The 11,420-nt window shown below is 68.8% G+C and carries 10 protein-coding genes; 7 read left to right on the top strand and 3 right to left on the bottom strand.

The features are described 5' to 3' along the window. Positions 1 to 13: 13 nt before the first annotated feature. On the bottom strand, positions 14 to 1,720 hold the full coding sequence (locus H074_RS30630) for a bifunctional 3'-5' exonuclease/DNA polymerase (RefSeq protein ID WP_007033960.1): 1,707 nt from the start codon (positions 1,718 to 1,720) through the stop codon (positions 14 to 16). 199 nt (positions 1,721 to 1,919) lie between these two features. Between H074_RS30630 and H074_RS30625 the strand changes: the two genes are divergently transcribed. Then, positions 1,920 to 3,557, top strand: coding sequence for an acyl-CoA synthetase (locus H074_RS30625; protein ID WP_007033959.1), 1,638 nt, complete (start codon positions 1,920 to 1,922; stop codon positions 3,555 to 3,557). 60 nt (positions 3,558 to 3,617) lie between these two features. Here H074_RS30625 and H074_RS30620 read toward each other — a convergent pair whose 3' ends face one another. Further along, positions 3,618 to 4,607, bottom strand: a complete 990-nt coding sequence (locus H074_RS30620) for a hypothetical protein (protein WP_007033958.1) — start codon at positions 4,605 to 4,607, stop codon at positions 3,618 to 3,620. Positions 4,608 to 4,868: 261 nt separating this feature from the next. On the opposite strand from H074_RS30620, the gene H074_RS30615 reads away from it, so the two are divergent. The 5 genes from H074_RS30615 to H074_RS30595 all read left to right on the top strand — a co-directional run bounded on the left by H074_RS30615 (position 4,869) and on the right by H074_RS30595 (position 9,667). Beyond that, complete coding sequence (locus tag H074_RS30615; protein ID WP_007033957.1) at positions 4,869 to 6,119, top strand: S8 family peptidase; 1,251 nt, start codon at positions 4,869 to 4,871, stop codon at positions 6,117 to 6,119. Between the two features lie 99 nt (positions 6,120 to 6,218). Continuing rightward, positions 6,219 to 6,971 (top strand): SDR family oxidoreductase, encoded by a 753-nt coding sequence (locus H074_RS30610; RefSeq protein ID WP_007033956.1) that lies wholly within the window; start codon positions 6,219 to 6,221, stop codon positions 6,969 to 6,971. Beyond that, positions 6,968 to 8,032 (top strand): phosphotransferase family protein, encoded by a 1,065-nt coding sequence (locus tag H074_RS30605; protein ID WP_007033955.1) that lies wholly within the window; start codon positions 6,968 to 6,970, stop codon positions 8,030 to 8,032. The genes H074_RS30610 and H074_RS30605 overlap by 4 nt, the downstream gene beginning before the upstream one ends. Further along, positions 8,033 to 8,689: a histidine phosphatase family protein gene (locus tag H074_RS30600; RefSeq protein ID WP_007033954.1), complete on the top strand. Its 657-nt coding sequence runs from the start codon at positions 8,033 to 8,035 to the stop codon at positions 8,687 to 8,689. Between the two features lie 60 nt (positions 8,690 to 8,749). After that, entirely contained in the window at positions 8,750 to 9,667 is a 918-nt protein-coding gene (locus H074_RS30595; protein ID WP_007033953.1) for an SMP-30/gluconolactonase/LRE family protein, read from the top strand. A gap of 1 nt (position 9,668) precedes the next feature. Here the strand turns inward: H074_RS30595 and H074_RS30590 are convergent, their stop codons facing one another. Then, positions 9,669 to 10,139, bottom strand: coding sequence for a VOC family protein (locus tag H074_RS30590; protein ID WP_007033952.1), 471 nt, complete (start codon positions 10,137 to 10,139; stop codon positions 9,669 to 9,671). Positions 10,140 to 10,201: 62 nt separating this feature from the next. Between H074_RS30590 and H074_RS30585 the strand changes: the two genes are divergently transcribed. Further along, positions 10,202 to 11,146, top strand: coding sequence for a helix-turn-helix transcriptional regulator (locus H074_RS30585; RefSeq protein ID WP_039923705.1), 945 nt, complete (start codon positions 10,202 to 10,204; stop codon positions 11,144 to 11,146). Positions 11,147 to 11,420: the final 274 nt, after the last annotated feature.

Below are 11,420 nucleotides of genomic sequence, written 5' to 3'. Positions count from 1 at the left end.
TCGGGGGCGGAACTCACTTCGCGTCCGCGTAGGTGTCCACGGCGGCGATGTGCAGCGGGAACCGTACCGGGCAGGCGGCCCCGAACAGCATCCGCGCCGCCTCGGTCATGCTGTCCACAATGGACTTCGATACCTCGTCGGCGAACTCGGCCGGGGTGTGCACCAGGACTTCGTCGTGCTGGAAGAACACCAGATGCGCGGGGGAGGGGAGCCTGCTCCGCAGGGTCGCCAGCAGGACAGCGGTCATGTCCGCCGCGCTCGCCTGCACGACGAAGTTCCGGGTGAACCGGCCCCAGTTGCGTGACGCCTGGCGCGCCTTCATCTCGGCGGCCTCGTCCTCCGCGCTCCCGCCGGTCAGCGCGCGCCAGGCCTCCGACGGCGCCGGCGAGGTCCGGCCCAGCCGGGACCGGACGCGCTCACCGCGTTCCCCGGCCTGGGCGGCACGCTCCACATAGGACACCGCGTCCGGGAACCTGTTCCGCAGCAACGCCAGCAGCGGTCCCGCCTCTCCGGACGTGCCGCCGTACATCGCCGACAGCATCGCGATCTTCGCCCGGTCACGGTCGTCCCTGTCGTCCCAGGCGGGCACCGGCACCCGGCGCGCTCCGGAGAACATCGCCTCGGCGAGGCTCGCGTACAGATCCGTGGCCGCGGCGACTTCGGCCAGCTTGCGGTCCCCTGACAACGCGGTCAGCACCCGCGGCTCCAGCTGGGCGGCGTCGGCGACCACCAGTTTCCAGCCCGGATCGGCCCGGACGCAGGTCCGGAGGATCTTCGGGATCTGCAGCGCGCCACCGCCCCGGCTCGCCCAGCGGCCGGAAACGACCCCGCCGACGACGTAGTGCGGGCGGAACCGGCCGTCGCGCACCCACTCGTCGAGCCACGTCCAGCCGTTGGCCGAATGCAGCCGTGCGAGTTCCTTGTACTCCAGCAGTGGCGGGACGGCGGGGTGGTCGATGTCGCGCAGCAGGTACTTCCTGGCCGACGTGACCTCGATGCCCTCCCGCCCGAGCGCCCGGACGACGCTGGCCGGGGCGTCCGGATTGACCGGCCGTCCGCCGAACGCGTCGCTGATCTTCGCCGCCAGTTCGACCAGCCGCTTCGGCCGGTGCCCGGCCGGTACACGGGGGCCGAGCTGCTCGGCGAGCAGCTCGAGGTGCAGGTCGGCCCGCCACGGCAGCCCGTCGGCCGACATCTCGGCGGCCGCCAGCGCGCTCGCCGATTCCGCCGCGAAGAGCAGCCGAAGCCGCTCCGGATGATCAGTGAGCGCGACCCGCTTTTCCTGTTCGGCCAGCACCCGGCGCGCCGCGTCGAGCACAGTGACGCCGGAGGGCAGCCGCGGGCCCCGTGTCTCGAACAGCGTCGGCTGGTCGTCCTCGGTCCAGAGCGGCGGCTCGTCGGCGGGCGCCTCCTGCCCGTTCGCCCTGGCCAGCGCGGCAAGCAGGCTCCGCGACTCCTGTGGGCGGCCCTCGTGGCCAAGGAGCAATCCCTCGGTCAGCGCCAGGTCGTGACAGCGCCGCACCCGGACGCCCGCCTTGATCAGCGCCGGGTATGTCCCTTCGGCCGACGGGAACACCCAGCGGGGAGAGTGCTCCGCCTCCAGACGCCGTACTTCGTCGACGAACTCCGGAAGCTTCAGGCCCCGCCGCGGCGGCTGCCCGGAAAGAGAGATCGCGAAGTCGCCATCCTCCTCTTGACCTGCGATCGCCTGCACACTCACATTGTGGTGGTTCCCCCCGACATTTCTGTCACTTGGGTGTGGGGGTCAGCGCAGCTGTCCGTTGAGGGTGGTGGTGGGGCGGGGAGGGCTAGTGCGCCTGCGCTATCGGTCGGCTACTGTCGAGTAGCAACCCCATACCGCCGGTACGCGAACCGCGGGCGGCATGGCGTCTCGCCGCAGCAGCAACGGAGGTGCCCGGATGAGAAACCCCACCGGCCTCGCCACCCTGGTGGCGGGCAAGGTGACCGAGACCGTGCGCAGCATCGACGTGATGCGCCAAGCGGGGCTGCTCCCGATCCCGCGGGTCGACGAGGGCCTGCGTTCGCTGGTCATGGTGCGGAAGTGGGGCCCGTTCGCCGGGGCGAACATGATCGCCGCTCGCCGGGACCCGACCGCGACCGGCATCATCGACGAACTGGGCCCGCTGACCTTCAAGCAGCTCGACACCCAGTCGAACGCGCTGGCCAGGGCGTGGTCCGAGCGTGGCCTCGGCCCTGGTTCGGTGATCGCCGCGCTGTGCCGTGACCACCGCGGTCTCGTGCTGACGATGCTCGCCTCGGGCAAACTCGGCGCCAAACTGCTGCTGATGAACACCGGGTTCGCCAAACCACAGCTCGCGGACGTCGCGAAGCGCGAAGGTGTCACCGCGCTCGTGTACGACCAGGAGTTCACCGACCTGCTGGACGCTGTCGAGGGTGACGTCGACCACTACCTCGCGTGGGTCGATACGGACGCCGAGCTCTCCGGGCACGAGATCCCGATCGTCACCGAACTGGTCGCCAGCACCGACGACCGCCCGTGGCCGGCGCCGGCCAAACCGGGCGGGTTCATCTTGCTGACCAGCGGCACCACCGGGACGCCGAAGGGCGCGCCGCGACCGCACACCTCCGCACTCGCCTCCGCGCAGTTCCTCGACCGCATCCCGTTGCGGACCGGCGAGGCGACCTACATGGGCGCGCCGCTGTTCCACGGCACAGGGTTGTCGCAGTTCATCCTGTCCTTCGCGCTCGGTTCGAAGGTCGTCATGCGGCGCAAGTTCGTGCCGGAGGAGACGTTGCGCGGGGTCGCGGAGAACCGCTGCACCACGCTGGTCCTCGTGCCGACGATGCTGCAGCGGATCGTCGACCTGCCCGAGGAGGTCCGCGCCAAGTACGACACCTCGTGCCTGCGGATCATCTTCGTCGCCGGCTCCGCGCTGTCCCCGGACCTGGGGAACCGCGCGACCGCCGCGTTCGGCGACGTCGTGCACAACCTCTACGGCTCTACCGAGGTCGCGGTCGCGACGGTCGCGACGCCCGAGGACTGGCGCAAGGCGCCGGGCACGGTCGGCCGCGCGCCGGTGGGCTGCAAGGTCGCGCTGTACGACGAAAAGGGCGGCAAGATCACCGAGCCGCATGTCACCGGCCGGGTGTTCGTCGGCAGCGGGCTGAGCTTCCAGGGCTACACCGACGGGCGCAACAAGGAGATCATCGACGGGCTGCTCTCCAGCGGCGACGTCGGCCACTTCGACGAGGACGGTCTGCTGTTCATCGACGGCCGCGACGACGAGATGATCGTCTCCGGCGGTGAGAACGTCTTCCCGATCGAGGTGGAGAACCTCCTGGTCGAACGCGAGGACGTGATCGAGGCCGCCGTCGTCGGCGTCGAAGATCCCGAGTTCGGGCAGCGGCTGAAGGCGTTCGTGGTGCGGGCCGAGAAGTCGGAACTGGACGTCGACGGCGTGCGCGAGTACGTCAAGGCCAACCTGGCCCGGTACAAGGTGCCGCGTGACGTGGAGTTCCTCGACGAGCTACCGCGCAACGCGACCGGGAAGGTGCTGCGCAACAAGCTGCACTGATACTCCCGGCCTCGTGAGTGGTAAGGACGGTTCTAACCGTCCTTACCACTCACGAGGCGGCTAGTACTCCCAGTCGATGCCGAAGACGCCAGGGCCGAAGTCGAGGGCGACGGCGTGGACGCCGTTGCCCTGGTCCGGTTTGAGTTCCTTCCGGTCCAGCGGCGACGTGCCTTGGCGCAGGCCCGAGGTACTCGCTCCGGCCGAGGGCCCGTGTGCGCTGTACTGCCAGCATTTCGCCGGGATGGTGCCTGGGGCGAACCGGACCTCCAGCAGGTACTCGCGCACGGGACGCCGGAACTCGCGGTAATGCGTGTTCCGGCATTCCGGGTACGGCGGCCCAGGGTTGGTCAGCGAGTACTCGATCAGGTGAGTCTCGCCGCGATCGATGGGCCGGTCGAAGAGCAGTTCGGCCACCGTGAGCCCGTGCTCGTCGTCGACCTCGGCGCGGCCGACATGGCAGTTGCGCAGCGTGTTCAGCACGGGCGGCCCGGCCTCCGGGTCACCTTGCGCGTAGACCAGCAGCCAGCGGTCCTGCCCGTCGGCGCCCGCCTGGAACACCGCCCGCGCGGTCACCGCGCGTTGCCCGCCGTCTTCGGCGATCTCGCACAGGTCGTGCAGGCCGACGAGTTTCAGCTGATGGTGTTGTTCGAGCGCGTTGGGCGCGCCGACCTTCTTCAGCAGCGCCTGAAGCGCTTCGAGAGGGAAGGTCAGCGGCTGCTCGGTGGTCGCCCGGCTGCGGCGTGACGACGCCCCGCGCGGCCGCGGCGGCGGCAGCAGGCTGAGCAGTGAACCAGCGGGGATCGCCAAGACCTCTTCGAGGACCCGGACCGCGGACAGCGAACTCTGCCGTTCCGGCTGGCGTTTACCGGACTGCCAGTAACTCAACGCGGTGACACTGACCGACGCGCCCCGAGCGAGGAGCCTGGCTTGGATGCGGTCGAGGCTCAGCCCGCTGGTGGCGATGGCCGATCTCAACGCGGTGGCGAACGCGGTACGCGGCTGATCGTCATCGTCCGTGGTCACTCGGTCCGCCGCGCTCCCCGCCACCATATGCTGCCCGACCGCCCCCGTCTGCCTTTTCCCGACACCGCCCGGTTGATAACAACACGAATAACTTTAACAGTCTGAGGTAACGCTTCAGGGGCACCTTCTGCCAGGCGAAAACGACTTTCCGGACGAGCGCCGTTAGTCCTTATGGCCTAGTACTGGTAACTGTGAATCATTGCCCGGCCGCCAGCGCACCGGCTTGCATGGCTCTCAGCAACGATCATCCTCCCGGGTGATCCGCACGGCGCGGCAGGAAGGGAACCAGTGAGCAAGTCCCGGAAGAACCTGAAGTCCCGAAAGACCCGTAGCGGCCTGGTGGCGGGTGTCGCCCTCGCCGGCGTGACCGCGGCTGTCGCGACGTTCGGCGCGGGTGTGGCCAACGCCGACCAGCAGGGCGAGATCCGCGGCGCGGGTGCGGCCAACGCGGTCGGCGGCAGCTACATCGTCGTCCTCAAGCCCACCGCGGTCGGCCAGGGCGTGGCCGCGGCGAACGAGGTCACCGCGAACGTCGCCTCGAAGGCGCAGGGCCTCACCGGTCAGTACGGCACCACGCTGTCCCGCACGTACGGCTCGGCGCTGAACGGCTTCTCGATCAAGGCCGACGAGGCCGCCGCGAAGCGCCTCGCCGCCGACCCGCAGGTCGCGTACGTCGTCCAGAACAAGACGTTCAAGATCAGCGAGACCCAGGAGAACCCGCCGTCGTGGGGCCTGGACCGCGTCGACCAGGCGGACCTGCCGCTCGACGACAAGTACACCTACCCGAACAAGGCCGACAACGTCACCGCGTACGTCATCGACACCGGTGTCCGCGGCTCGCACGCCACCTTCGGTGACCGTGCCACCGGCGGCAAGGACTTCATCGACAACGACGACACCCCCAACGACGAGCACGGCCACGGCACGCACGTCGCCGGCACCATCGGTGGCACCGAGTACGGCCTGGCCAAGGGCGTCAAGATCGTCGGCGTCCGCGTGCTGGACGCCAACGGCAGCGGCACCACCGAGGGTGTCGTCGCGGGTGTCGACTGGGTCGCGGCGAACGCCAAGGGCCCGTCGGTCGCCAACATGAGCCTGGGCGGCGGCGCGGACGACGCCCTGGACGAGGCGGTCAAGGGCGCGATCGGCAAGGGCGTGACCTTCGCGCTCGCGGCGGGCAACGAGTCCTCCGACGCCGGCACCACCTCCCCGGCCCGCGTCAAGGAGGCCATCACGGTGGCCGCCAGCGACAAGACCGACAAGCAGGCCAGCTTCTCGAACTACGGTTCGGTCGTGGACCTGTACGCCCCGGGTGTCGACATCACGTCGTCGTGGGGCACCGGTGACGACGCCACGAACACCATCAGCGGTACCTCGATGGCTTCGCCGCACGTCGCCGGCGCTGCCGCGCTGTACCTCTCGGCGCACCCTGACGCCACCCCGGCCCAGGTCGCCGAAGGTCTGGTCGCTGCCGCCGCGGACGGCAAGATCAGCAACCCCACCGGTGGCACGGCGAACAAGCTGCTCCAGGTGAAGTAAAACCCTTTCGGACAGGCTGCCCCCGGCGAACTCCAGGCGCCGGGGGCAGCCCCCTGTCCGAGGGCTTCCAGACTTGTTACCAACGGGTAAGCTCCAGTCATGGTCCTGCGGAAGAACATCCTGATCACCGGGGCGAGCTCCGGACTCGGCGAGGGAATGGCCAGGCAGTACGCCGCCAGAGGTCGCAACCTGGCGCTGGCCGCCCGCCGTGTCGACCGGTTGGAAGCGCTCGCCGCGGAACTCAAGAAGGCCTATCCCGGCATCACCGTGGTCACCCGGAAGCTGGACGTGAACGACCACGACCAGGTCTTCGCCGTCTTCGAGGAGTTCCGCGACGAACTCGGCTCCCTCGACCGCGTGATCGTCAACGCGGGGCTCGGCAAGGGGCAGCCCATCGGCTCCGGCCGGTTCGACGCCAACCGGCAGACCCTCCAGACCAACTTCCTCGCCGCGGCCGCCCAGATCGAAGCGGCCGTGGGCATCTTCCGGAAACAGAAGGAAGGCCACCTCGTGGTCGTCTCCTCCTTCTCCGCGCTTCGCGCCTTCCCTGGCAACCTGACCGCGTACGCCGCTTCGAAGGCGGGCGTCTCGGCTTTGGCCGAGGGCACGCGGATCGAGCTGATGAAGACGCCGATCAAGGTCACCACGCTGCTGCCCGGGTTCATCGAATCGGAGATGAACGAGGACATCTCGAAGGTCCCGCTCGGGACGAGGGCGGAGGCGGGCGCGCAGGCGCTGGTCAAGGCGATCGAGTCCGAAGCCGCGAAGGCGTATGTGCCCTCGTGGCCGTGGGCCGTGCTCGCCAAGGTGTTCCCGTTCGTGCCGGCGTCGGTGCTGAAGAAGTTCGCATGACCCTGGCCGCGGACAAGACCGTCGAGGTACGCGGGGAGGACTCGTTCGATCCCGCCGCGGTGCACGCTTGGCTGGCCGGACGGGTGCCCGGGCTCGGCGACTCGCCGCCCGGCATCCGCCAGTTCCCCGGCGGTGCTTCGAACCTCACGTACCTGCTGACCTATCCCGGCAGGGAGCTGATCCTGCGGCGCCCGCCGCTGGGGCACAAGGCCACGTCCGCGCACGACATGCGCCGCGAGTTCCGGGTCCAGCAAGGGTTGCGGCCGGTCTTCCCTTACGTGCCCGAGGTGCTCGCCTTCTGCGAAGACGAAACCGCGCTCGGCGGCGACTTCTACGTGATGGAGCGGCTCGAAGGCCTGATCCTGCGCGGAGATCTGCCCGCCGATCTCGAACTGCCGCCGGAGAGCGCGCGCGAGCTGTGCGGCAAGGTCGTCGACAGGCTGGTCGAGCTGCACGCCGTCGACGTCGAGGCCGCCGGACTGGCCGATCTCGGCAAGGGCGCCGGATATGTCGAGCGCCAGGTGCGCGGCTGGTCGGAGCGGTTCCTCAAGGCACGAACGGAGAACGTCCCGGACTGCGCCGAGGTGATGGCGTGGCTGAAGGAGAACCAGCCGTCCGAGGTGAAGATCTGCCTGATCCACAACGACTACCGGCTCGACAACCTGGTGCTCGACGACGACCTCGATATCGTCGGCGTCCTCGACTGGGAGATGGCCACCCTCGGCGATCCGCTGATGGAACTGGGCAGCACCCTGGCGTACTGGGTCCAGGACGACGATGACGACGTCATGAAGCTCAGCCGCCGTCAGCCGACGCACGTGCCGGGGATGTACACGCGCGAGGAGTTCGTGCGGCGGTACGCGGAGCGATCCGGCCTCGAGATCGGCGACTGGACGTTTTACGAGGTGTACGGCCTGTTCCGGCTCGCGGTGGTGATCCAGCAGATCTACTACCGTTTCCACGAAGGACAGACGACCAACCCGGCGCTGAAGGATCTCTGGCAGTTCGTCGGTTACCTGGACGGGCGCTGCCGCCGGATCATCGGAGGAGGACACGCGTAGATGGGTGCGATCTACCTGGTCCGGCACGGGCAGGCGTCGTTCGGTGCGGAGAACTACGACCAGCTCTCGCCGCGCGGCTTCGAACAGTCCACTGTGGCCGGTGAGGAACTGCTGCGCCGCGGTGTCGAATTCACCCAGGCGCGCTCGGGTTCCCTTGCCCGCCAACGGGACACGGCCGCGACGGCGTTGAAGGTGCTCGGTTCCGGGATCGCCGTCGTCGAGGACGAACGCTGGAACGAGTACGACCACGTCGGCATCGCGAAGTACCACGCCGCCGGTGTCCAGCAGACCGATTCACGGGCGTATCAGGCCGCTTTGGACGGTGCGCTGAACGCCTGGGTTTCCGCCGGTGACGACAGTCCGTGCGCCGAGAGCTGGCCCGCGTTCCTGGCGCGGGTCAAGGGTGCGCTGGCCGACGTCGTGGCGTCGCTGGGCAAGGGTGAGCACGCCGTCGTCTTCAGCTCCGGCGGCGTGATCGCGACCGTCTGCGGCGCGCTCATGGGCACGCCCGAGGCGGGACTGCTGAAACTGAACCGGGTCACCGTGAACGCGGGCATCACCAAACTGGTGTCCGGCCGAGGCGGGGTGACCCTGTTGTCGTTCAACGAACATCCGCATTTCGAGGCGGAAGCCGCGGAACTGCTCACCTACCGCTAGTGTCCCGCACCGGACCGACTCATGCACCGCATTCCGGTGCGCGACACTAGGAGATACGCGATGGCGTTCGGCGAGGTCACGGTCATCCCGGTCAACGGGCACGGTCCCGAGGACGTCGTGGTCGACGACCAGGGGCGGATCTACACCGGCGTCGACGACGGGCGGATCCTGCGCGTCACGCCGGACGGCAAGCGGATCGACGTCCTCGGCGACACCGGCGGCCGTCCACTGGGGCTGGAGTTCTACGGCGACGATCTCCTGATCTGCGATGCCAAGGCCGGTCTGCTCACCATGCCGCTCGCGGGCGGCCCCGTCACAACATTGGCGACTTCGGCGGTGGGCCTCGATTTCGTGTTCTGCAACAACGCCGCCGTCGCTTCCGACGGCACGGTGTACTTCACCGACTCGTCGCGCCGCTTCGGCATCGAGAAATGGCGTGACGACCTGATCGAGCAGACCGGCGGTGGACGGCTTCTGCGGCGTACGCCGGACGGGAAGATCGACCAGCTCGCGGATGGTTTCCAGTTCGCCAACGGTGTCGCGCTGCCGCCCGACGAGTCCTATGTGGCCGTCGCGGAGACCGGCGCCTGCCGGGTCGCGCGCGTGTGGCTCACGGGCGACAAGGCGGGCACGCGGGACTACCTCGTCGACGACCTGTGGGGGTATCCCGACAACATCTCCACCGGCAGCGACGGGCTGATCTGGATCACCGTGGCGAGCCCGAAGGTGCCCGCGCTTTCCTTGGTGCAGAAGCTCCCCGCGCCGCTGCGGGCCGGTGTCCGGGCGTTGCCGACGTCCCTGCAGCCCGCGCCCGCGCGCGAATGCGGGGTGCGAGGGGTGACTCCGGACGGGAAACAGGTTCACGAACTACGCGGGGAGATCGACGGGTTCCATGTGCTCGTCGGCGTTCGCGAGCGGGCCGGAACCCTCTACTTCGGCTCATTGGAGGACAACGCGATCGCCGTGACGGCGGTCTGACTCAGTCGAGGCAGAACTCGTTGCCCTCCGGGTCGTTCATCACGATGAAGCCGAGGCTCAGCGGCTGCTCGGGCTCGAAGCGCTGAATCCGCTTCGCCCCCAGGGCGACAAGCCTGTCGCACTCGGCTTCGAGCGCCGCCATGCGTTCGTCTCCCACCAGCCCGGGAGCGGCACGGAGGTCGAGGTGGACGCGGTTCTTCGCGATCTTGTCCTCCGGGACCTGCTGGAAGAAGATCCTCGGCCCTTCGCCGTCCGGATCTTCGAGGGCCGAGCGGGTGTTGCGCTGATCCTCGGGCACGCCGGCACGCTCGAGGAATTCGTCCCAAACGTCCAGCGGATCGGTGCCCTCGGGCACCTCGACCCCAGGAGGACCGGGGTGGACATAGCCCAGTGCGTCGCGCCAGAAGGTCGACAGTGCTTTCGGGTCGAGGGCGTCGAAGCTGACCTGGAATTCGCGGCTCTTGCGGTTCATGGGACCACTCTGGCACACCTAGCGGACAGGATCGGTCCGCTATGTCTGGCACAGTGGGTGACATGGACGACGAGCGCGGGACGACCGAGCGGGTGCTCACCCTGCTCGGGCTGCTGCAGCAGCGCGCGGTGTGGACCGGCCCGGAACTGGGCGAACGGCTCGGCGTCACCCCGCGCACGATCCGGCGGGACGTCGAACGCCTGCGCGCGCTCGGCTATCCGGTGCAGGCCAGCAACGGTGTCGGTGGCGGGTACCAGCTCGGGCCCGGCCACGACATGCCACCACTGCTGCTGGACGACGAGGAGGCGATCGCCACGGCGGTCTCGCTGCTCGCCGGCGCGGGCAGCGGTGAAGCCGCGCTCCGGGCCCTCACCAAACTCGACCGGGTGCTGCCGGCCAGGCTGCGGCAAGAGGTGCGCGCACTTTCCGGTTCCGTGGTCGCCTTCGACGGAAGCCGCGCGCCGATCGACCCCGACGTGCTCATGACCTTGGCCCGCGCTTGCCGCGACGAGGTCGAGGCGGGCTTCGGGTATCCGTCCTCTTCGGGTTCTACGCAGCGGCGGGTCGAGCCGTACCGGCTGGTGGCCTCCGGGCGGCGCTGGTACCTGCTCGCCTACGACCTCGACCGCGACGACTGGCGCACCTTCCGCGTCGACCGGATGACCGAGGTTTCCGCGCGATCGTGGCGTTTCCGTCCGCGCCCGGCCCCCGACGCGGCGGCCTATGTGCAGGAGAACATCGCCAGCCGGGTCTACCGGCATCAGGCGCGATTCCTCGTACACGCGCCCGCTTCGGTTGTGCGGGCGCAGATTCCGGCGTCGGCGGCTGTGGTGCGGGACCGAGGCCGTTCGCGGTGCGAGGTGGTCAGCGGGGCCGGCGATCTCGACTTCCTGTTGATGCATGTGGTGGTGCTGGGGCATGCGTTCGAGGTCATCGAACCGGTGGAATTGGGGGAGCGGTGCCGGGTTCTGGCCGAGCGGTTGCTGGGGGCTCTGCCTCGCAATTAGTCACCTAATTGCGACCGGCGACGGGCCCCTCGCCATGCCGCTGACACCACGCCAAGGTCAAATGGGTCGTGAGTGGCGATTCGTGTTCTATTGAGGGTGCGGCAAAGGTGTCGTGGTGAAGGTGGCGGGAGCGGGCTCGCCAACGATCCCTGACACCTCTCTCAACTGTCCACAAGGAACGCTTTCCGAGATGAAAACGCCCGATTTGGGCAATTGGCGCGATTTTGCGAGGAGTCGTGAGTGGCAAAGACGGTTCTAACCCTCTTTGTCACTC

Origin of the sequence: Amycolatopsis decaplanina DSM 44594 (assembly GCF_000342005.1) — a bacterium.
Classification (GTDB): Bacteria; Actinomycetota; Actinomycetes; order Mycobacteriales; family Pseudonocardiaceae; genus Amycolatopsis; species Amycolatopsis decaplanina.
The sequence above is the reverse complement of the archived record's forward strand: the minus strand, read 5'-3'. Positions and strand labels throughout refer to the sequence as shown.